Annotated in this window: 16 protein-coding genes; 12 read left to right on the top strand and 4 right to left on the bottom strand. The window is 48.4% G+C overall.

All coding sequences use genetic code 11. The features are described from left to right. Nucleotides 1-18: 18 nt before the first annotated feature. Both MD588_RS10335 and MD588_RS10330 read right to left on the bottom strand, forming a co-directional pair. Nucleotides 19-774 (bottom strand): alpha/beta hydrolase, encoded by a 756-nt coding sequence (locus MD588_RS10335; RefSeq protein WP_265697111.1) that lies wholly within the window; start codon nt 772-774, stop codon nt 19-21. Between the two features lie 24 nt (nt 775-798). After that, a complete protein-coding gene (locus MD588_RS10330) occupies nt 799-1,167 on the bottom strand; it encodes a DUF2784 domain-containing protein (RefSeq protein WP_265697110.1) in 369 nt (122 codons plus the stop codon). Nucleotides 1,168-1,314: 147 nt separating this feature from the next. Here MD588_RS10330 and MD588_RS10325 point away from each other — a divergent pair, with 147 nt between their 5' ends. The 12 genes from MD588_RS10325 to amyS all read left to right on the top strand — a co-directional run bounded on the left by MD588_RS10325 (nt 1,315) and on the right by amyS (nt 18,675). Further along, nucleotides 1,315-2,319, top strand: coding sequence for a hypothetical protein (locus MD588_RS10325; protein ID WP_265697109.1), 1,005 nt, complete (start codon nt 1,315-1,317; stop codon nt 2,317-2,319). Between the two features lie 330 nt (nt 2,320-2,649). Then, nucleotides 2,650-4,782 carry a transcriptional regulator NosR gene (gene nosR, locus MD588_RS10320; protein ID WP_265697108.1) on the top strand — a complete coding sequence of 711 codons (2,133 nt, stop codon included), beginning with the start codon at nt 2,650-2,652 and terminating at the stop codon, nt 4,780-4,782. 120 nt (nt 4,783-4,902) lie between these two features. Next, nucleotides 4,903-6,807: a TAT-dependent nitrous-oxide reductase gene (nosZ, locus tag MD588_RS10315; RefSeq protein WP_265697106.1), complete on the top strand. Its 1,905-nt coding sequence runs from the start codon at nt 4,903-4,905 to the stop codon at nt 6,805-6,807. Between the two features lie 163 nt (nt 6,808-6,970). Beyond that, on the top strand, nt 6,971-8,320 hold the full coding sequence (locus tag MD588_RS10310; protein WP_265697105.1) for a nitrous oxide reductase family maturation protein NosD: 1,350 nt from the start codon (nt 6,971-6,973) through the stop codon (nt 8,318-8,320). A 9-nt stretch (nt 8,321-8,329) separates the two neighbouring features. Then, nucleotides 8,330-9,340, top strand: a complete 1,011-nt coding sequence (locus MD588_RS10305; RefSeq protein ID WP_265697104.1) for an ABC transporter ATP-binding protein — start codon at nt 8,330-8,332, stop codon at nt 9,338-9,340. Continuing rightward, nucleotides 9,337-10,155, top strand: a complete 819-nt coding sequence (locus tag MD588_RS10300) for an ABC transporter permease (protein WP_265697102.1) — start codon at nt 9,337-9,339, stop codon at nt 10,153-10,155. Before MD588_RS10305 ends, MD588_RS10300 begins: the two co-directional genes overlap by 4 nt. A gap of 200 nt (nt 10,156-10,355) precedes the next feature. Beyond that, nucleotides 10,356-10,856, top strand: coding sequence for a nitrous oxide reductase accessory protein NosL (locus MD588_RS10295; protein WP_265697100.1), 501 nt, complete (start codon nt 10,356-10,358; stop codon nt 10,854-10,856). A 355-nt stretch (nt 10,857-11,211) separates the two neighbouring features. After that, complete coding sequence (locus MD588_RS10290; protein WP_265697099.1) at nt 11,212-13,755, top strand: molybdopterin-dependent oxidoreductase; 2,544 nt, start codon at nt 11,212-11,214, stop codon at nt 13,753-13,755. An 11-nt stretch (nt 13,756-13,766) separates the two neighbouring features. Further along, a complete protein-coding gene (locus MD588_RS10285) occupies nt 13,767-14,468 on the top strand; it encodes a 4Fe-4S dicluster domain-containing protein (protein WP_265697098.1) in 702 nt (233 codons plus the stop codon). A 12-nt stretch (nt 14,469-14,480) separates the two neighbouring features. Continuing rightward, complete coding sequence (locus MD588_RS10280) at nt 14,481-15,521, top strand: hypothetical protein (RefSeq protein ID WP_265697096.1); 1,041 nt, start codon at nt 14,481-14,483, stop codon at nt 15,519-15,521. A 300-nt stretch (nt 15,522-15,821) separates the two neighbouring features. Next, nucleotides 15,822-16,397 (top strand): SOS response-associated peptidase, encoded by a 576-nt coding sequence (locus tag MD588_RS10275; protein ID WP_265697095.1) that lies wholly within the window; start codon nt 15,822-15,824, stop codon nt 16,395-16,397. A gap of 745 nt (nt 16,398-17,142) precedes the next feature. Next, nucleotides 17,143-18,675 carry an alpha-amylase gene (gene amyS / locus MD588_RS10270; protein WP_265697094.1) on the top strand — a complete coding sequence of 511 codons (1,533 nt, stop codon included), beginning with the start codon at nt 17,143-17,145 and terminating at the stop codon, nt 18,673-18,675. A gap of 115 nt (nt 18,676-18,790) precedes the next feature. Here amyS and manA read toward each other — a convergent pair whose 3' ends face one another. Further along, nucleotides 18,791-19,990 carry a mannose-6-phosphate isomerase, class I gene (manA, locus tag MD588_RS10265; RefSeq protein WP_265697190.1) on the bottom strand — a complete coding sequence of 400 codons (1,200 nt, stop codon included), beginning with the start codon at nt 19,988-19,990 and terminating at the stop codon, nt 18,791-18,793. 255 nt (nt 19,991-20,245) lie between these two features. Then, nucleotides 20,246-22,147 carry a PTS fructose transporter subunit IIABC gene (locus MD588_RS10260; RefSeq protein WP_265697092.1) on the bottom strand — a complete coding sequence of 634 codons (1,902 nt, stop codon included), beginning with the start codon at nt 22,145-22,147 and terminating at the stop codon, nt 20,246-20,248. Nucleotides 22,148-22,216: the final 69 nt, after the last annotated feature.

Below are 22,216 nucleotides of genomic sequence, written 5' to 3'. Positions count from 1 at the left end.
GCTTCACCTGCTGATGGCTTAATTCAACGCCCGCCTGATCCCGTCCACATACGTTGAATATTGCGAAATCGTATTATGACCGGCTCCGCTAACAACAATCACTTCTACCAGCTGTTCGTTAAACAGGGCAATGAGTCGTTCCGTACGCGCACGAGGAATAACCTGATCATTTTCTGCAACAAAAATATAGGTTTTCGCAGTAATATCTTTCACATGTTCAGCAGAACGAAACTTGTCTTTGATAAACAGAGAAACCGGAAGCATCCAATAAATATCTTTCGCTACGTTTTCAATACTATCAAAAGGGGTTACCAGCACCAGTTTGTCTACTTTCCGATTGGCTGCAACGTAGGTAGCGATGCCGGAACCAAGGCTTCGCCCCATCAAAGAAATGGACTCGTGCCTAGCCTTTATCTGCTGAAAAATATGCACGGCATCGCTATAAAGCGCCTGCTCGGTAGGTACCCCGGCGTTATCGCCATATCCTCGGTAGGGAATTAAGTAGACGGTGTAAGCCGGTAGTACCGCCTCAAAAAATGGAATGTTAGCTTCAATATTTTCGGCATTTCCACCGTAATAGATAAGTGCCTTCGCCTGACCTTCGTTCAACACCCAGCCATTCAGCAGCTCACCATTAATATCAAAGTGGATATTGGCCTCACCGTATATATCACTCGCCGGTTGCGGAAAATACAATAATTTACGCTGTAACGCACAAAAGGTCAGACTGAAGAGCATGTAAAACAGCAATATCGCAAGTAGTATATTTTTCATCCCCACCACCCACCTTCTCACCTGTTATTTCCGCCCTCTTCGCCAATAATAGACGATAGAGTAAATAGCGAGATTGATCACCACGGCAGTGATACCGAGAATAACCTGTACATTGAAGCTCAAACCATTCGGATAGATCAGCGGAATGAGATAGTGCTCAACAAACCCTTCACTATATCCCTCGCTACCGGCCCTCTTCCTCAAATAAACTTCCAAAGGCGTCAACGGGCAGACCCAGCCTTTAAAGCTGACCAACGCGCTCCAAATAGCCGCAGGTAAATGAATGAAAACCCAATAGCTTCGCCATAACACCATCAGCCCGCCCAACAAAGCAAAGACGATAAACAACAAGTGCAGTATCACGACAGAGTCAGCCAAAACTCGGTAAACCACCGTCTTAACTCCTCATTCAGATTTATACAACCATGCCAAACCATTAGAATAAGTGATGCGAGTCACAACATACATTATTATCAATAGTTAAGTCTAAACCACCATGTAGAATCCAGCTTTGCTTTAATAATCATAGAGATAATTACAATGAAGCTAAAATCTATCGCGGCACTATCAGTACTTGTTGCCTTGGCTGGGTGTGGTGCAACTGAAGACGATGCACAATCAATAAGTGGCTGGGGTACGGGGGGCAGTTACGACACTGATGATTTGAAGCGCGATATGAAGCAATACGCAACACTTGTCGCAAAAAATCCGCAAGTCGATAACGGCCTGTATACCGACAAACGCGGCCATATGAGCACACCATATTGTGTCGGCCAACCGGCTTTTGACTCAGAATGGTTCGAAGTCAGCCGGGAGTCAGGTGTGAGTGATGACGAAATGCTTTATGTCACTCAGTTATATGAAGTTGCCCTAGGACAAATAGCCCAAGCACTAAACGTGACCAAAGCTGAAATACTGACCAATGCCTATCGGAACAAGCTGGGGATCTGTATTCGAAACACCAAGGGAAGCATGGCATCAGGGCATGGTTCAGAGTCTGTGACGGTCAAAAAACACAATCATGGCAGTGACAAGTTCTTCCATCTCATCAAACATGAAATAACGCATCTGGTTAATAGCCAATATAACAATAATCAAGTCAACCTTAGTATACTGCCAGGCTGGTATAACGAAGGGATAGCCGAGTTCGCTGTAGGCTCTCGCCCACTTTCAGCAAAGGAATGGAACAAGCAGGCTACCGAAATGGAAAGCCGTAGCATGAACAACAATATCCTAGATGGTGGCGACAGCAGCTTCGACGATTATGATGTGTTTGCAACTATTGCTACCTATCTTGACGAACAAGGTTGGGGCCATGGTGCAATGACGGAATTTATCAAAAAAGATCACTGGCACATGGACGACGCCCCACATACCGATGGCCACGACCACATGGTATTATCAAACACACCGGAGCAAGCTTACGCCCTGTTTAAAGAAGATTTTGATAACCAATCTGCCGAATCTCAAGGCGAAGTCACTAGCTATGATCAGTTCAGGTCTAACTACAAAGATCTTATCTATCAGTGGCTGAAAAACCGCTAACATGGCATCGCTGTCAACTGGGGCAGCTATATAGGTAATTCTTAAGCCCGGCATGTGCTTCGGGCTTAATTTCTCCCATTCAATCAGCCAATTACCAAGCTCCCTCTAAATATCCCCCCTTTCTACGCCAATAATTTGATACACAACTCATTTAGCTCACGCATTTCTATTAAAAGGTGATGACTCAACTACTATTGAAGTCTCACTTCAACAAGATAGATGTTACAACATGTAAATAAATTGATCTTAATCATGCTCAAAACCATAAAGATGCATTTAAAATACCTCATTATGTGTTATTAGGTAATTGCCTTGCCTAGGAGTTCATTGGTGCAAACTCTCAGCCTACTCAAAACAATGATGTTTCGCGTAATCCTATTTACCTTGCTGTTTGTAGGAGGCGTTGCACCAGCAAGTGCTTTGTTTGTCAGTCCGCCCAAAGATCCTATCCCCCTGATCAGAGAAACCTTCCCGGACGCAACTAAAATTGCCGACAAACAAGGTGAGATCCCGGTCTGGTATGTTTATCAAGATCAGGACATCATCGGCTATGCCTTTGAAACCAATGATGTCGCTAAAATTCCTGCTTATTCCGGCGAACCGGTCAATATGCTGGTTGCCATCGATCCGCAAGGTAACTACCTCACCGCCAAGGTATTGGAACACCATGAACCGATCATTCTGGCCGGTATTCCAGAGCAGAAATTGTGGGCATTTGCCGATCAGTACGCAGGGTTATCAGTCAAAGACAGGATCAAAGTCGGTGGCAACGAAAACCAGGGTTATGTCGCCGTAGACGGTCTGTCCGGTGCCACTGTAACCGTTATGGTAATGAATGTCGCGGTGACTAAAGCCGCTACCAAGGTGGCTCAGTCTCTGGGGATTGTTAAAAATCAGCAAACAATCATTCAGCCGCCATCGACCATTTATCAGGACAAATTTGAAAAAGCAGACTGGCTTCAGCTAACCGGTGACGGCTCAATTCGTAAGCTCTACCTGACCAATGAAAAAATCGATGAAGCCTTTGTTGGTACAGAAGCCGAGCATATCGATAACGCGCCTGCCGATGAAAAACAGGAAATGTTTGCCGAAATCTACTTTGCATTGGCCGACGTTCCTACCATCGGTCGTAACCTTTTCGGTGACGCCGACTATGAGTGGTTGACTAAGTCACTGAAACCAGGCGAACACTTAGTGGCTGTATTCGGTAACGGCTACTCATTTAAGGGCTCCGGCTATGTCCGTGGCGGGATCTTTGATCGCATCCAGATCCACCAAAATGAGAACGAAGTTTCTTTCCGAGATCTCGACCACAACCGTATTACAGATCTATACATTGCTGGCGCACCAAGCTTTAAAGAGATGTCGGTATTCCGGGTACAGGCGCACCATGAGCTGGATCCCGGCGCTAGCTGGCAACTTGAACTGCTGGTACGACGCCAGACCGGTCCGGTTGATAGTATTTTTACCAGTTTCAAAGGCAGCTATGACATGCTGGAAAAATATGTCGATACCCCGCCTGCGATTGTTCCCGAACCCGAACTTTCTCTGACCCAGCAAGTCTGGAAAGAACGTCAGGTTGAAGTCGTGATAATTCTTATTCTGCTGGGGGTATTGCTGCTGATTCTGTTCTTCCAGGATATATTGGTTCGTCACCCTACCTTTATGCATAACTTACGTCATGGCTTCCTGATCGTGACCGTGGTGTTTATCGGTTGGGCTTGGGGCGGTCAGCTGTCAGTGGTGAATGTATTCACCTTCTTACAGGCATTAATGGGTGATTTTTCCTGGGATCTGTTCTTGCTGGATCCGATTATTTTTATTCTGTGGTGTGCCGCTGCGGTCACCATCATCCTGTGGGGACGCGCAGTTTACTGTGGCTGGCTCTGTCCGTTTGGCGCCTTACAGGAGCTGGTCAATCAATTTGCCCGCCACTTCCGGATCCCCCAGCTCGAATTACCATATGCCGTACATGAGCGCTTATGGGCCATCAAATACCTGATTCTTCTGGGCCTATTCGGCCTCTCTCTGGATTCTCTGGCAATGGCCGAACAATTTGCCGAAATCGAGCCATTTAAAACCACCTTCTTACTGAAATTTGATCGTGAGTGGCCGTTTATCGCCTGGGCAGCATTCCTGATTTTGCTGAACCTGTTTAACCGCAAAACCTTCTGCCGCTACCTGTGTCCACTCGGCGCCGCATTGTCGGTCACCAGTAACGTACGGTTATTTAACTGGTTAAAGCGCCGTCCGGAGTGTGGCACCCCGTGCAAAACATGCGCGAAAGAGTGTGAGATCCAAGCAATCCAGCCCGATGGCGTAATCAATATGCGAGAGTGCCATTACTGCCTCGACTGTCAAATCACCTATTACAACGAAGAAAAATGTCCGCCACTGAAAAAAATGGCACGTAAGAAACGCCGTGACAAGGAACTGGATATTCCAGTAGTTGTTACAGAGTAGGTACTTGTTATCTACCAAGAAAAAGGAAACTGAGACAACTTAAAACAACAGATAACGTTATTAACCCTATAAATATTAACTGCTGTGGTCACCTAAATACGACGGTATGGAGAGCCAAACATGAGTGATAACAAGAACAATGATCTGATAGAGCAAGCTAACCAAGAGACATTGCCAAACGAAGAACGGCGCAAATTTTTCGGAAAGACTGCCGCTATCGGCCTCGGTGCCGCGGTCGCTCCGATGTCAGCTGCCATGTTTGCCTCAATGGCGCAAGCCAAGGCTGCAGAAGCGGCTAACAGCCCGTTTGTTCACCCCGGTGACCTCGACGAATACTACGGGTTCTGGAGTGGCGGCCATTCTGGCGAAGTCCGTATTTTGGGCCTGCCGTCAATGCGTGAACTGATGCGAATCCCGGTATTTAACACCGACAGTGCAACAGGCTGGGGCCTCACCAACGAAAGTAAGCGTATCAAAGGCGACAGTGCCGATATTTTGGTCGGTGACTCACATCACCCGCACATGAGCATGACAGACGGAAGATACAACGGTAAGTACGTATTCATTAACGACAAGGCCAACAGCCGGGTTGCCCGTATTCGCTGTAATGTCATGAAAACGGACAAAATGCTGACGATCCCGAATGTACAAGCCATCCACGGCTTACGGGTACAAAAAGTCCCTGAAACCAAATACGTGATCTGTAATGGCGAATTTGAAATACCGATGAACAACGACGGCAAGTCGTCACTCGAAGACATCAGTACCTACCGTTCGTTGTTTAACGTGGTTGATGCCGAAAAAATGGAAGTTGCATTCCAGGTGATGGTTGATGGTAACCTGGATAATACCGATGCTGACTACGACGGTAAGTACTTCGCGTCAACCTGCTATAACTCCGAGATGGGAATGACGCTGGGCGAAATGATCACCGCCGAGCGTGATCATGTGGTTATCTTCAATCTAGCCCGTTGTGAAGCCGCGCTGAAAGCCGGCAATTTCAAAACTTACAATGGCAATAATGTTCCCGTTCTAGATGGCCGCAAAGGGTCCGATCTTACACGCTACGTCCCGGTTCCCAAATCCCCGCATGGACTGAATACATCGTCGGACGGTAAGTACTTTGTTGCCAACGGTAAACTATCGCCAACGGTTTCTGTTATTGCAATCGACAAGCTTGATGACCTATTCAGCGACAAAATAAAACCACGTGACGCTATCGTCGCTGAACCTGAACTAGGCTTAGGTCCGCTTCATACTGCCTTTGATAATAAGGGCAATGCTTATACGACCTTGTTCCTAGATAGCCAGATTGCAAAGTGGAATGTCGAAGATGCAATCAAAGCCTACAACGGCGAAAAAGTTAACTATATCCGCCAGAAGCTAGATGTCCATTACCAACCGGGTCATAACCATACCTCACAGGGTGAAACTCGTGACGCTGATGGTAAATGGCTGATCTCTCTATGTAAATTCTCGAAAGACCGTTTCTTGCCAGTCGGACCGCTACGCCCTGAAAATGATCAGCTGATTGATATATCCGGTGATGAGATGAAGCTGGTTCATGACGGTCCCACCTATGCGGAACCCCATGACTGTATGATTGTTCACCGTAGCAAAGTCAAGCCGCAGAAGCTCTGGACGCGAGATGATCCTATCTTCGCAGAAACACTGGCAATGGCGAAAAAAGACGGTGTCGACGTAATGACCCAGAACAAAGTGATCCGTGATGGCAACAAGGTACGAGTTTACATGACCTCAGTTGCACCAAATTTCGGGATGACAGAGTTTAAGGTCAAGTTAGGCGATGAAGTCACTATAGTCGTTACTAACCTGGACATGGTAGAAGACGTAACCCACGGCTTCTGTATGACCAATCATGGCGTGCAGATGGAAATCGGTCCGCAGGCAACGGCATCCATTACCTTTATTGCCAATAAGCCAGGCGTTCAGTGGTACTACTGTAACTGGTTCTGCCATGCGCTTCATATGGAGATGCGGGGACGTATGCTGGTTGAAGCCTAATCGGCAAACCCGGTATAAACCGCTAACCTAACCGACAAAGTGCCAGTCAAACTGGCACTTTGTTACCAGTCTTTATCAGCTCAATCATCACCATACCTTCATTGTTGAGCCTTCATTATTTGAGCCATGATCTTTAAAGACGAAGCGAGAAACTAACTAGTTCATGATTAAACCATTAATTACATCGATAATTTTATCATTCCTGTCACCCATAACGTTTGCCAAAACTTACCAGGTGACGGTGGATGACAATTTGCAGGACGTGCTGGACTCGGCATCGGATGGCGATGTGATATCTCTGGCCACAGGTGAATATCTGGGCAACTTTGTCCTGCGCCATGCCGTCACCCTGACAGACAATGGTGAAGCCGTTATCAACGCTGGCGGACAAGGGCATGCCTTGCTGCTGAAAAGCTCTAATATCCAAATTGAAGATCTCACTATCGTTAACTGGGGCAGTGACTTAACCGAGCAAAACTCGGGGATCTATTCCGATAAACAAGCCAACAACCTAATCATTCGCAACAACAAACTACAAGGTGACGGTTTCGGTATCTGGCTTCAGGGCGGGAAACATATCAAAGTAGAAGGCAATGAGGTTGAAGGTAACCCTAAATTACGCTCAGCTGACAGAGGTAACGGGATTCAGCTATCTAAAGTTGAGGATGTCGAAGTTACCGGAAATACCGTGAGCAAAACCCGTGATGGCCTATACATAATTGCCAGCCAACACAATGTATTGAAAAACAACACCATGCACGACCTTCGCTATGGGATCCATTATATGTATTCCCACAGCAACCAAGTACTGAACAACCTGGCGTATAACACGCGAGCAGGATATGCCCTGATGAGTTCCCGTAAACTGACAGTACGTGGGAATGAAAGCCGCGACAGCGAAGATTACGGCTTTTTGATGAATTTTATTACCTATTCCGATATCAGCCATAATCAAATCGAGAATGTCTGGACCAAACCTGAAAACAAGGTCATGGGGCGAGACGGCAAAGGACTGTTTGTCTATAACTCGGGCTACAACACCATCAGCTATAACACTATTGATACCGCTGAAATTGGTATTCACCTCACGGCGGGCTCGGAAAATGTCAAAGTCTTCGGCAATAGCTTTATCGATAATCCAGTGCAAGTGAAATACGTGTCTAACCGAGCGCAAGAGTGGAGCCAGGACGGGATTGGTAATTTCTGGAGCAACTACCTTGGCTGGGATCTAAACAACGATGGCCGCGGGGATACCCCCTTCGAGCCTAATGACGGGATCGACAAGCTGGTCTGGCAGTACCCGGAGGCCAAGGTCTTACTAGATAGCCCGGCTATTCTGATGTTGCGCTGGATCCAGAAACAGTTTCCGGTTCTTAAACCGGCAGGGGTAAAAGACAGCTATCCGCTTATGAGTGTCCCGCCTAAGCAAGGCTCTCAGCTATCTGACAACCATCAACAAAATAATGAACGGCCTGAAGACAGGTTACCAACAAACAACCAGGCTACGGGGTAACGCAATACAATGATCTTTTCAAACACAGCGACCACCTCAAACAAAGCGACCTCTCCTATTGTGTCTATACACAATACAAGTAAGCACTACCAGCAAGTTGAAGCCTTGAAAAATATCAACCTGCAACTGGCTCCCGGTGAAGTGCTCGGTCTGTTCGGCCATAACGGAGCCGGCAAAACAACGATGATGAAGCTAATCCTCGGCGTTATTAAGGCCAGCCACGGCGATGTCAAAGTCTTCGGCGTTGATCCGCAATCTAAGCAAGCTTGGCACAGTCGCCGGCACGTCGGTTATCTGCCAGAGAATGTTAGCTTTTACGATCACCTAACCGGACTGGAGGTCTTGACCTATTTCGCCCGTCTAAAATCAGTCAACAAAAAGCAGGTGGTCGCCTTACTGGAACAAGTGGGCTTAACTGCAGCCATGAACCGCAAAGTAAAAACCTATTCCAAAGGTATGCGACAAAGGCTGGGACTGGCCCAAGCTTTTTTGGGAGAGCCAAAGTTGTTGCTACTTGATGAGCCAACTGTCGGCCTTGACCCCATGGCGACTAAAGAGTTCTACCAGACGGTCGACGCGCTTAAATGTAACGGCGCCAGTATTATCCTGTGTTCCCATATCCTACCGGGCGTCGAGCAGCATATCGACAGAGCAATGATCCTATCGGGTGGCGAGTCGCGGGCAATAGGGACACTGGCACAGTTACGCGAACAGGCCAGCCTGCCCGTCGCGATCCATACCGAGGGGCTTAGTACTGCACTGCGCAATGATCCAGAGCTCACTCCATTGTGGGTCAATGATCATCATTTACTGGTTCCGGAAAACAAGAAATTAGCGGTGATGCGCAAGCTGCTCAGTGATGAGCATATCCGTGATCTCCATGTTGAACCGGCCAATCTGGATCAACTCTATCAATACTACCTAAGCGATAGTCGCGCTTTTAAATCCGAAGCATCGGGTCAGCCCGACACTTCACGCCAACCAGATCCCTCAAGCCAATCGGAGGCCGTAAACTCATGAATCCCGTTTTTGCTGTCGCGATAAAAGAGTTTCAGGATGGACTCAGAAACCGCTGGCTGATTTCCATCACGCTGATTTTTGCCGTGCTGTCAGTGGGGCTGAGCTATTACGGTTCAGTGGCCTCCGGACAACTAGGCGTCGCATCACTATCATCAACCATCGCCAGCCTGTCCAGCCTTGCGGTATTTCTGATCCCGCTGATTGCGTTGTTACTTAGCTATGACAGTTTTGTCGGTGAGCAGGAATCTGGCACCTTACTGCTGCTACTCACCTACCCTATCAGCCATAGCCAGCTGTTATTCGGCAAGTTCTTAGGACAGGGAGCCATCATTACTCTTGCCACCAGCCTAGGTTTTGGCAGTGCCGCTTTCTTGCTGGCGATACAGTCCGATTTTACCGCTGTAGTACCGGCATTTAGCCTGTTTATCCTTACCGCCACCCTATTGGGACTGTGCTTCATTGCCATTGCCTATGTGATCAGCCTGTCTGTGGCTGAAAAGTCCAAAGCGGCAGGTATTGCACTCATTGTCTGGTTCTTCTTTGTACTGGTGTTCGATCTGGCGTTGCTGGCCATTTTGGTCGGTGTTGAAGAAGGATTAACCCAGCAGCATTTGGTACAGGTGATGATGTTCAATCCCGCGGACTTGTTCCGACTAATTAACCTAGCGGCATTAGATACCGGGGATGTCAGTGGTGTACTGGCCGTTGCGATCGACGGCAGTCACTCACCTGCAACCTTATTGCTGATCATGGGAGGGTGGATAGCTTCCCCCTTGGCCGTTGCTTCTTTCGTCTTCAAGAACAAAAAGCTTTAAATTCTGAGCCCTTAAGCAAGAGCTCTTCAGTAAGAACCTTTAAAAATAAAAACAACTAGCTGTAACCATTCAGAACGCAGCCATTTTGTGCAAGTTCAAGAAGAAAGCGCGGAGTTTATAAGCATAAATGAGCACTTTCGACACTGAAATTGTGCGAAATGGCAATGTGCTGGGTAGTTACCCTTAAGAAAGGACACAAAATGCGCCAATTACACCCACTAAAAACGATCAGTGTTGCCTTGATGCTTGTCTTAGGCGTTGCCTGTAGCGAGCAAGAAACAGCAGACCAAGCCATGATACGACAAGCAGTCGCCATCGAGCAGGCCGATGAATGCCATCTATGCGGTATGATCATCAGTAACTTCCCCGGCCCCAAGGGCGAGACCTACAATAAAACGTCTGACTCAGTCAGCAAGTTCTGTTCGACACGAGACTTATTCAGCTTTGTCCTGCAACCAGAAAACAAGCGGCAGATTAAAGAAATCTACGTCCACGATATGAGCAAAACACCTTGGCAGCGTCCGGAAGATGAATACTTTATTGATGGCCGAGAAGCCTGGTATGTGCTCGGCTCGGAGAAAAAAGGCGCGATGGGAAAAACCCTTGCCAGCTTTAGCGAGAAAGCCAATGCCGAAGTTTTTATCGAGGAGTTCGGTGGCAAGCTATATCGCTTTGACGAGATCACTATTGATCTGCTGTAGGTCGCTATTAGGGATGAGTCATTACAAATATTATCTTTGTTGATTTAATCTGATTTACTCACTAACTGCCCGCCGTCTGGCGGGCTTTATTTTATCTTTTTAAATGCCTTTTCCTATCCCGGGTAGTTGCCTCGCTCACAAAAATCAACACAATTTGACCTTATACCAACCAACATCATTGTGTTGATTCAAGATACTCAACCAGTCGTTGATCCTCATCAATAAACCACTGTTCTTCAATCAATTACAGCTCTAAATCCTGCCTATAGTTATTTCAGTAATGTGGGTAGTAACGGAACCCCGCTTGTTTTACCCACGGTATCTAGGTTTAACAAGAAGAAATGGAGTTGAGTCTATGAACAAGAAGGATGGTTTGTGGCTATCGAGGCGACAGCTGCTGCTGGGGACCGGTAGCCTGGCTCTGGTTTCATTGTTTGCACCAACGCCGATCATGATGGCGATGGCCAAGGCTGGCATGGTATATGAGCCAGGCAGTGGAAAGTGGATGGGTACCACCTGCAACGGTTGTACCTCATTTTGTGCCAAGCAAGTTTACATTCAGGATGGTCGAGCCCTGCACATCCGTGGCAACGAACATTCCAAGGTGCACGGTACTTCCAGTTGCCCGCGCCAATACCTAGCCCTGCAGGAGCTCTATGACCCGGATCGAGTTCGCACACCAATGCTGCGTACCAACTCTGACAAAGGCCGGGGTATCGACCCGAAATTTAAACCTATCAGCTGGGACGAAGCGATCAAGTTGATGGCGGATCGCCTGATGATGCTTCGTGAGCGCAACGAAACTCATCGTTACGTCACCCTTCGCGGGCGTTACTCCTATCTGAGTGATCTGCTGATCAAGAATTTTACCCAGGTTCTGGGATCTCCCAATGCTATCACCCACAGTGCGCTTTGCGCCGAGGCGGATAAGCTGGGTAGCTTTTTTACCGAGGGTGACTGGGGATACCGCCAATATGATATCAAGGATACTCGCTATATCCTTTCGTTCGGCGTAGATCCTCTGAGTGCCAACCGGCAGGTTTCCTACTATTGCAGACAGTGGGGCGATACGCTAGATAATGCCCAGGTTGCGATTGTAGACCCGCGCTTCTCTGCCTCTGCAGCCAAGGCCGATGAATGGCTACCGGTCGTGCCAGGACAGGACGCGGCTCTCGGTTTGGCTTTAGCCCATCAAATACTGGTCGATGGCGGCTGGCACCGTCCCTTTGTCGGAGATTTCACTGATGGACAGAACCGCTTTGTCGCCGGCCAAGAGGTAGATCCTGCGACCTTCGAGGAGCAGCACTCTCATGGGCTGGTACGTTGGTGGAACCTTGCACTGAAAGAAAATACGCCTGAGTGGGCTACTGAGCTGTGCGGTATAGAGGCGGCGCAGATCCGCCGCCTGGCGACAAAACTGGCTGACGCAGCACCGCGGGTACAGATCTGGCGATCTCGCGGAGCACAAATGCAGCACCGTGGGGGTTATACCGCCATGATTTTACATGCAGTAAATGGCCTGCTCGGCGCAATTGATCAGGAAGGTGGTGTGCTCAAGTGGGCCTCAGTACCATTGGGGAAAATACCGTCTTCCAAGCCATACGTTGACGAAATAGGCCAGCAAGGCCTCAAGAAAGAAAAGATAGACCGTCGAGGTCGGCTTGAGTATCCGGCGCTCAAGAAGGGTAAAAGCGGAGGCGGTGTTGTCACTAATGCTGTGGCCGAAAGTATCCTGACGGAAGATCCTTACCTACCGGACTTTGTACTTGGTTATTTCAATAACTTCACCTTCTCAGCACCGGCTGGTCAGCTATGGGAAGAAGCGCTGAAGAAGGTTCCCTTCGTTGCTCACATCACGACCAATATCAGTGAATTCAGCTGGTATGCCGATCTAATCCTGCCGGCGCCGCACTTCATGTTTGAACGCTGGGGCATTCAAAAAACTGCAGGTAACCGCTATACCCAAGTCTCGATTAGCCAGCCGACAATCAAGCGCTTGGGACAAAGTGTCGAAGATGAGTGTGGCATTCCATGGCTGATAGCAGAAGAACTCGATCGGCGTGGATTCAAGGATCCGATGCGCTATCTGAAAGCAGAGTTTAAGGATCCAGAATCCGGTAAAGAGCCTATAAGTGCCGATGAAGTGGCACTGTATGCCACCAAGCTCCTGACCCAGAAGTTCTGGGACCCGCTCCAATACAAGGAAGGAGATCGCTTCAGTGGCTGGCAGGAGTTCATCGATAAGGGGGTGTGGAACTCCAAACCCTATCCGTTCCGTAAGCGTTGGAGCCATATGAAGACAGCTACCAAGAAGTTTGAGTTCTACAGCGAGACTATGAAGGTGGCGCTAGAGAAACACGCCAAGAAACATCATACCGACGTAGATCGGGTAATGGAGGCCACCGGTTATTTAGCTCGCGGTGAGCAGGCTTTCATACCACACTACGAGCCTCCGTATCGGTATGGCGATAAGAAGGAGTTTCCGCTGTTGTTCGTTGACCACAAGTCACGCTTGAGCAGGGAGGGACGATCAGCCAATACAACCTGGTACCAGCAAAACCTCGATATCGATCCTGGATCACGCAAGTATGCGGACGTGGCCAAATTAAACCCGACCGATGCGCAGGTACTGGATATTCAGGATGGTGACACCATCCGCATCACTTCAGTACAAGGCAGCATTGTCTGTGAAGCGGCTCTATTTGAAGGGGTACGCCCCGGAACCGTCGCCAAGGCATTCGGCCAGGGGCACTGGACCTATGGCCGAATCGCTTCCCGGCAGTTCGGCAAGACCCCGTTCGGTGGCAACAACAATGAACTACTGCCCCCGATCTATGAGCAATTGTCTGGATCCTCGGCCTTCTACGGCCAGATTGGTGTCCGGGTTGAAAAGGTATAGGAGGCTAGACAATGCGTTATGGAATGGTAATCGATCAACAGAAATGTGTGGGATGTGCAGGCTGTACCTTCGCCTGCAAGGCGGAGAACCATACTCCCCCCGAGATCAACTGGTGTGACAAGATCATCTCGACCCGCGGCAAATATCCGGACGTAAGCTTTGAATATATATCTACCATGTGCAATCACTGTGATGATGCCCCCTGCGTAAAGGGCTGCCCAACCCAGGCAATGCACAAAGGAGATAGAGGGCTGACCCTACACGACCCGGATAAGTGCATCGGCTGCAAAGCCTGTATGGTGAACTGCCCTTATGGCGTGATCAGCTTCAACTGGGACCGCCCGCACAGAAATTGGCAGGATAACACCGGAGTCGCCGCAGGTACCTTCACGCCAATCCGCATGTTGGAAGAAGCGGGAGGCGAAGGCAGCCCTCATTGCAATCCGGAGGGGGCTAGCGATTATCCGCTGGTACGTTCACGCGGCACAGTAGAGAAGTGTAACTTCTGTGTTCACCGACTCAAGGCGGGGCTGAATCCGGCTTGCGTGGATGCTTGCCCGTCTCAAGCGCGTGTAGTGGGTGATCTGGATGATCCCGATAGCGAGATATCAAGGCTGATCAAGAAATACGATGGTAAGCCGCTAAGACCGGAGCTGGGAACTGGATCCAAGGTCTATTATATCCGTCGCTACACTCCACAACATCGCTCATAGGAGAACAGCACCATGAAAACTGGGAACTTCAATTTGTTGTTTTTGGCACTGTCCGCCGCTGGGCTGCTGTTCGGAGGCTACTTTGCTGTTGAGGAGTGGTTCGTTGGCCCCTCCTTTGCTACCAACGATGGCCTGGTTTGGACCTTGCCACTGGTGACCTATATCTTTTTGGCACTGGCCAGTACAGGGATCTCATTCCTTCTGACATGTGGCGAATTGCTTAATAACGAGTCCATTAAGACCCACAAGACCTTGTTGTTAATTACAGCTCTGTCTCTGCTAATCGGTGCTTTTGCAGCCCTTGCCACTGAGTTAGGATCATTATTCCATCTCTTCTGGCTGGTTCTGACTCCCAATCTCAAATCCCCGATCTGGTGGATGGGAACGCTCTACGCCATCGAGCTAGTGCTGCTTGGCATCAAGTTCTACGCATTGCTAATCAAGCGCACCTTCAGCTTCGAACGCTGGCTTACTGCGGGCACTCTGTGCGTGGCCGTTGCGGCCTCCTTGGTATTGGGCAGTGTATTCGGGACGGTGGTTGGGCGGGTCGGCTTCTACGGCGTGGATGCATCCATTCTCACTTTCCTCTGCGCCCTGGCCAGTGGAATGAGTCTGGCACCACTGCTGCTGAGTCCGGATAAACGTGCTGTGCTACTTCTGCCTGGCCGATTGGTGCTCGGTGCCCTTGCCCTGTTGCTGTTGGTCAATTACATCTATCTCGCTCGAGGCAGCATCCCGGCAGAGCAGCCCTGGGTAAGCTTGTGGATGCCGCTGCTGCTATTGGTGGCGTTGATAACTTACCAGACAAAGCCAGCAATAAGTACAATAGTGGCCTTACCGACCTTGTTGTTAGTTGAACTGGCTTTTGTCATTCAAGGGCAACAGCATGTTCTGGGACCCAAACAGACATGGTTGGGTATGATGCAAAGCTACCAGCCCAACCTCGCTGAGGTCGGGATTCTTGTCTTTGGCTGTTCGGTAGCCTATCTCTGCTTCTTTATACTTAAGCTACTGATGGCCCGATTTGAGGCACAGATTTCATCGGCTCGCTGAGTGTTCAGGGTCGTATGTATTGCAGCCTCACTATATATTGCAAGTCTTATAAGACGTTTCAAAGCGCCTCACCTCCCGTAAACACGAGGGGAGGCGCTTCAATGATACGAACAGGCTCTATAACAAAGCACTTTTCACTGCACCGAAACTTTCAAAGCCTCTCATAACTGCATTTGCACAAATAGCGATAACGTTCATAATTAAAACACTGTTTATTTACAAAGTCTTATTTTCATCACCTGCAGTAATTATCTCAAACAATAAACAGCAAGCGGGCACTAACTGAAAAAGGTGACCAGTATGTGCGGACGATTTAGTGTATTAGGTGGAACGCTCAACAAAATAGTCAGCCAAGAGATCGGCTGCGATTTCAAGGCCGAAGAAAACCCGGACCTACGGCCAACCCAAACCGTATCAACCATTATCTATCACCAAGGCGTACTAGAGCAGCAAGATACCGAATGGGGGATCCAGCCTGACTGGGCTAAACGGATAATCATCAACGCCCAAGCTGAAACAGTCAATGAGAAAAAAACCTTTCATCATGCAATGCAGAATCATCGCTGTCTAGTGCCATGCAGTGGCTGGTTCGAATGGCGTGACGAGGGAGGCCCGCGTAAACAGCAATACCTGTTTAGCCACAGTAACGACAAGCCATTTTATATGGCGGGGATATGGTTCCCAGCCGAAATACCGCAGTTGGTTACCCTGACCACAGAGCCCAACACTATTTGCCGCCCCTATCATGACCGGATGCCCGTTATCATTCCGGTTAGCAAAGCAACACTCTGGCTGAAAGGAAACATTACCGCGGTGACGCCTTTGCTAAAGGCAAACAATAGGCTACCAATTACCGTGACAGCGGTGCAGCACTAAACCGTTATCCACATTAATGACAGAATTTGAAAGTTATACCAACCCGAAACACATGGCTTGTTAGGTATTATCAACAAAAAATGGGGATAGTATTTTGGGGCAAGGAATATAGCAAAAGGATGTGAGCTTCGGGGTACCACGGGGAACGTTCGAGAAAAGAGTTCAATGAAAACCTTGACCGTAAACACGCTGCAGCCATGCTGAGGGTTTACTGGTTCAGGTTTTCATTAACTTAACAGTTTGCCTCTCCTGAGCGCATTTCTAGCGTCAGAGTAAGCCACTATTAGCGACTATCGTTGTTGCATGTTCGCGCGGATCGCAAACTGCTTACGGTCATAGTTAAGCTGAGTTGTGAATAGCGCCATAAAGTTGCGTAGTTTTGTCATTTTCTTTCTCCACCAAGAGATTTAACGTCATTTTGTAATCAAAGTTCGTAATTAAATTACACAGCAACTATATATCAGCCCAAAAGTGTGATCAAGATCTATTTGACTGAAATTTTTACACATTCAAAAAATCTGCTTAATACTCGTTCGCTTTAGACTAGCTTATCGCAATATTTAAAACTGACATCACGTTCTGTAGCCCTACAATGCCCTGATTACTGTTTGCAGCAAGATCAAAAATTCGCTTTCAATTGCCATACGGAATGTTTGCCTCGTCATGCATTAGCCAAGGCGATATGTGAAAGAAAATAACAATGATCTATAAAGCGCGTTAATAATAAAAAACAAGGGACTAGAACATGACATGCTTTAAACTTAAACGCGGCCTAACGCTATCCATTACCCTGCTGCTATCGCTTAATGCCCATGATACCTTCGCATCACAAAACGGTACCATGATGCAATACTTCCACTGGTACAACAGTAATGACGGTACCCTGTGGAACGAGGTCAAAAACAATGCACCGGCCCTTTCTGAAAACGGTATTACCTCACTTTGGCTCCCGCCGGCATACAAGGGCGCGGGCGGTAATTCCGATGTCGGGTATGGCGTATACGATATGTATGATCTGGGCGAGTTCGATCAGAAAGGATCGGTTCGAACCAAGTATGGCACCAAAGAACAATATCTTGCAGCGATCGACGTAGCTCACAACAACAATATCCAAATTTATGGTGATGTTGTCTTCAATCACCGTGGTGGGGCTGACAACAAACGCTGGGTCGACACCATCAAGGTTGACTGGGACGACAGAAATAGAGAAATAGGCGAAAAATGGATCGAGGCCTGGGTCGACTTTTCCTTCCCGGGAAGAAACGACAAATACTCCAACTTTCACTGGACGTGGTATCACTTTGACGGCGTTGACTGGGATGATGCAGGTAAAGAGAAAGCCATCTTCAAATTTAAAGGCGACGGCAAGGCCTGGGACTGGGAAGTCAGCTCGGAGAAAGGCAATTATGACTACCTGATGTATGCCGATTTAGATATGGACCACCCTGAAGTTAAGCAAGAGCTCAAAGACTGGGGCGAATGGTATCTGAATATGACAGGTGTCGACGGCTTTCGATTAGATGCGGTCAAGCATATTAAGTATCAATACCTTCAGGAATGGATCCAGCACCTCAGAAACAAAACCGGCAAAGAACTTTTCACCGTGGGTGAATATTGGAATTATGACGTTAATAATCTGCATAACTTCATCAGCAAAACCCAAGGTTCGATGTCGCTGTTCGATGCACCGCTTCACATGAACTTTTATCAGGCATCAAAATCCGGTGGTCACTACGATATGAGACGCCTGATGGACGGCACCCTGATGAAAGATAACCCGATGAAAGCCGTTACTATCGTCGAGAATCATGATACGCAGCCTCTGCAAGCACTGGAATCAACTGTCGACTGGTGGTTCAAGCCGTTAGCCTACGCCTTCATCCTGTTAAGAAAAGAAGGCTATCCGAATGTGTTTTATGCCGATTACTACGGCGCGCAATACAGCGACAAGGGACACGACATTAATATGGTGCCGGTGAAGCATCTACAAGAGCTCATCACCGCACGTAAGAATTACGCATACGGCAAGCAAAACAGCTATATGGACGATCCAAACATCATTGGCTGGACGCGGGAAGGGAATGCCGAGCACCCTCAATCCATGGCCGTTATCATGACCGATGCGGCAGGTGGCGGTAAATGGATGTATGCAGGCAAGCCAAGTACCGAATTCAAGGATCACCTATCAAACAGGGAAGAAAGTGTCTGGACCAACAGCGATGGCTGGGCATACTTCCCGGTCAACGGTGGTTCCGTCTCGGTATGGGTAAGTCAATAATAAACACTTAAAGTTGTATAAGAGAAAAGCCAGCCCTCAGGACTGGCTTTTCGTTATTGAACGAACCGTTATATTCGAGGCTGGCTTTGATTTATGCAAAGTCGCCCGCAATAAATCAGTTATAGGCGCGTGCAAAGCGGCCTGTTGAAGTCGCTGTATAGCTGCCAGCATAGGTAGGAATAAACACCGACTCGCCCTTTTCGACTGTCAGGGTTTCACCATTGCTGTGATTCACTGTCAGTGCCGCATCAATTGCCAACAGAATTTCAGCACTGGCTACGTTAAGTACCGCTTCTTGCTGGTTATGGTATACGCTGAACTTGAAATCAGGCACTGGAATTGGGTAGTGCAGGCCGCCTTCTGACTGCTCTGGTGCAAGTAGCAATGTATCGGCTGGCATCGGCACAAAACGCGTGCTTGCCACCAGCTCGGCGATATCCATGTGCTTCGGCGTCAAGCCGGCACGCAGAACGTTATCGGAGTTTGCCATGATCTCAAGACCCGTCCCCTTGATATACGCATGCGGGGTACATGCATCAAGGAACATCGCTTCACCCGGCTGCAGAGTCAGTACGTTCAGCATCAACGGTGAGAACAGGCCGATATCACCCGGGTACTGGTCGGCAAGATCCAGGATCAGTGCAAACAACTCATCACCTTTATGGTGCTCAGCATAGGTCAATAGTCCGTTAACGGCGATATCTTTTACTTCGCCCTGCAGAGACAACATCGCCTCGAAGAACTGACGCAGACCAGCTTCGTTCTGGTTCTCCTCCAATGCAATCACCAACTCATGCAAGTCAGCAATTTCCAGTGCACGAAACAACGTCACGATATCGGCAAATTCACGGAAACCGTTCATTGCCTGGTATGGCGTCAATGCAAAAACCAATTCTGGTTTATGATTTGGATCCTTGTAGTTACGGTGTCCGGCACTGAGCGGAATGCCTGCTTGCTGCTCTTTGGCAAAACCGGCTTCAGCCTGTGTCTTGCTTGGGTGAACCTGAATAGACAGTGCTTTTTCTGCCGCCAGAACTTTAAACAAATATGGAAGCTCGCCAAACTGCTTGTCAGTCGCCTCGCCAATAATTGCCGCTTTGTCCGTCTCAATAAATTCAGCCAGGCGTGTGGCCTTGCCTGCAACGTCAATCTGCGAACAACCGTTCGGATGGGCTCCCATCCAGATTTCCGCTTGTGGCTTGCCTTCAGGATTGGCAACACCAAACAGTGATTCAATCGATGTCTTACTACCCCATGCATAATCTTGAATTACGTTATGCATGCGGAAAAAACAAGGAGAAGTGGTGGCGGTCATTGTTTTACCTTTTATTTCAAATACTGATTTCATCAATATCTTTGTATTCATGGGATCAGTATCAATCGCTAGCTTGCGCTGTTCAAAAACGCAGGAATTGTACCAGAGTCCAACAATTTGTTCTGGCATTTGTATGAGAAAAAGCTCCCTCCTTTCCGGTTTTAAGAGAAGAAGGGAGCAGATATGCCGGTGTGGGGGTAAGTGTCTTTCACTCAGGTCACTGGCATAGTTGTTAGTGATTGATTTGACGGTGACTTATGCCAGTGCCGCCTGCGCTTTTGCCTGACGCATTTTCTTCAGAGAAATTGCAACCAGTGCGGTTACTAGAGAGCCTGCAATCATACATACGATAGCCATCAGCGGTTTGTTCATTGCACCAAGTAGTGCTACAACCGGACCACCGTGAGCCACACTGTTAGTGATACCGAATGAGAATGCCATGACTGCGGCGACCATTGAACCCAGTACGTTGGCAGGGATCACTGACATTGGATCTTGAGCCGCGAACGGAATCGCACCTTCTGAGATACCCACCAAGCCCATTGCACTTGCCGCTTTACCGGCTTCAACCTCAGACTCTTCAAAGATATTCAGCTTACGGCCTAGAATTGTAGCTAGACCCATACCCAGAGGAGCAACAGGAATCGCACATGCCATTGCACCCATGAACTGTGTCTGACCGCTGGCAATCATACCAACAGAGAACAGGAAGGCTACCTTGTTAAATGGACCACCCATATCAAATCCGGCCATACCACCCAAGACAATACCCAGCAGAACCACGTTACCTGTGCTCATGCTGGTTAGCATTGCAGTCAGACCATCCATCAGGCTTGCAATCGGCGCACCGATAACAAAGATGAACAAGCTAGAGATAAACAGGCTACCGGTAATTGGTGCAATCATAATTGGCACCAGTGGCTGAATAAACTTATGGTAGTTCTGGCTTACAATCCACTTAACGAAGTAACCCACAAGCAGGCCAGCGATAATTGCACCGATAAACCCCGTCCCCGCTTCCGCGCCATAAAACGAACCATTATTCGCAATCCAGCCACCAATCAAGCCCGGTGCCAGTGCAGGACGGTCGGCAATCGCGTAGGCAATATAACCGGCCAAAATTGGGATCATCAGGGTAAAGGCAACAACACCGACATCGAGCACTTTCTGCCACATGCTGCCTTCAGGTATCGCCATACCCGCTTCCGAAGGCTGGCCACCAAGAGCCAGTGCCAGCGCAATCAACAGACCACCGGTAACCACGAACGGGATCATGTGAGAGACGCCATTCATCAGGTAACGGTATAGATCGGAACGCGCCTGAGAAACTTTGCTTTCGGTCTGCGCCGGAGCATCATCACCGGAAGCCTGGTAGGTGTCTGCTTGAAGAGCCTGGTTAATCAGACCCTTGCCATCTTTAATTGGGGCTTTTACACCGGTTTTGACTAGTTTCTTGCCGGCAAAGCGCGCCATATCCACTTGCTTGTCACAGCTAACAATGATTGCTTCGGCACGTTCAATCTCTTCAGGGGTCGGACAGTTCTTCACCCCAATAGAACCATTGGTTTCAACTTTGATCTCATAACCTAGCTCAGCCGCCGCTTTTTCCAACGCCTCGGCAGCAAGATAAGTATGCGCCACCCCAGCCGGACAACCAGTAACGCCAATGAGCAAGCCCTTATCGGCGGCAGGCGCAGCTTGATTAGTTTCTGTTTTCTCCAACAGCAAGCCAAGCGCTTGTTGTTCGGTTTTCGCCGACATAAAGGCATCAATAAAGCCATCCTCAATCAGTTTTGAGGAAAGTTCGGCCAACACTTCGATATGGTGGTTCGCACCGCCATCTGGCGAGGCAATCATGAAAAAGAGTTTTGATGGCAAGCCGTCTTCCGCACCGTACTCGATACCACTGCGGCTGATACCAATAGCGACAGCCGGCTCTACTACCGCGCTGCTTTTGGCGTGAGGAAGTGCCACACCATCTTCGAAACCGGTGTTACCCAGTTCTTCACGGGCATGGATATCCGCTAAAAATTGTGCCTTGTCATGAACTCGACCTTGCTGATGAAGCACGTCGATCATCTCGACAAAAACCTCTTCTTTAGTCGTCGCCTGAAGGTTCAGGCAAATCAACTTCTCATTAATCAAATTAGTGATCATGAGTGTTCCCCCTGTTTTATTTTTTAAGTTCAGCATTTGTGTTGCCGTTGGGGATATTTTCAGCGATCC

It is taken from the genome of Photobacterium obscurum (assembly GCF_026191635.1).
Taxonomy (GTDB): Bacteria; Pseudomonadota; Gammaproteobacteria; order Enterobacterales; family Vibrionaceae; genus Photobacterium; species Photobacterium obscurum.
This window is presented reverse-complemented; position numbering and strand designations above follow the sequence as displayed.

Coding starts and splice junctions, on each gene's coding strand:
- MD588_RS10285 (WP_265697098.1), top strand. CDS start 13,767: ATGCGTTATGGAATGGTAATCGATCAACAGAAATGTGTGGGATGTGCA.
- MD588_RS10300 (WP_265697102.1), top strand. CDS start 9,337: ATGAATCCCGTTTTTGCTGTCGCGATAAAAGAGTTTCAGGATGGACTC.
- MD588_RS10290 (WP_265697099.1), top strand. CDS start 11,212: ATGAACAAGAAGGATGGTTTGTGGCTATCGAGGCGACAGCTGCTGCTG.
- MD588_RS10305 (WP_265697104.1), top strand. CDS start 8,330: ATGATCTTTTCAAACACAGCGACCACCTCAAACAAAGCGACCTCTCCT.
- manA (WP_265697190.1), bottom strand. CDS start 19,990: ATGACCGCCACCACTTCTCCTTGTTTTTTCCGCATGCATAACGTAATT.
- MD588_RS10280 (WP_265697096.1), top strand. CDS start 14,481: ATGAAAACTGGGAACTTCAATTTGTTGTTTTTGGCACTGTCCGCCGCT.
- nosZ (WP_265697106.1), top strand. CDS start 4,903: ATGAGTGATAACAAGAACAATGATCTGATAGAGCAAGCTAACCAAGAG.
- MD588_RS10335 (WP_265697111.1), bottom strand. CDS start 774: ATGAAAAATATACTACTTGCGATATTGCTGTTTTACATGCTCTTCAGT.
- MD588_RS10325 (WP_265697109.1), top strand. CDS start 1,315: ATGAAGCTAAAATCTATCGCGGCACTATCAGTACTTGTTGCCTTGGCT.
- MD588_RS10275 (WP_265697095.1), top strand. CDS start 15,822: ATGTGCGGACGATTTAGTGTATTAGGTGGAACGCTCAACAAAATAGTC.
- MD588_RS10260 (WP_265697092.1), bottom strand. CDS start 22,147: ATGATCACTAATTTGATTAATGAGAAGTTGATTTGCCTGAACCTTCAG.
- amyS (WP_265697094.1), top strand. CDS start 17,143: ATGACATGCTTTAAACTTAAACGCGGCCTAACGCTATCCATTACCCTG.
- MD588_RS10310 (WP_265697105.1), top strand. CDS start 6,971: ATGATTAAACCATTAATTACATCGATAATTTTATCATTCCTGTCACCC.
- MD588_RS10295 (WP_265697100.1), top strand. CDS start 10,356: ATGCGCCAATTACACCCACTAAAAACGATCAGTGTTGCCTTGATGCTT.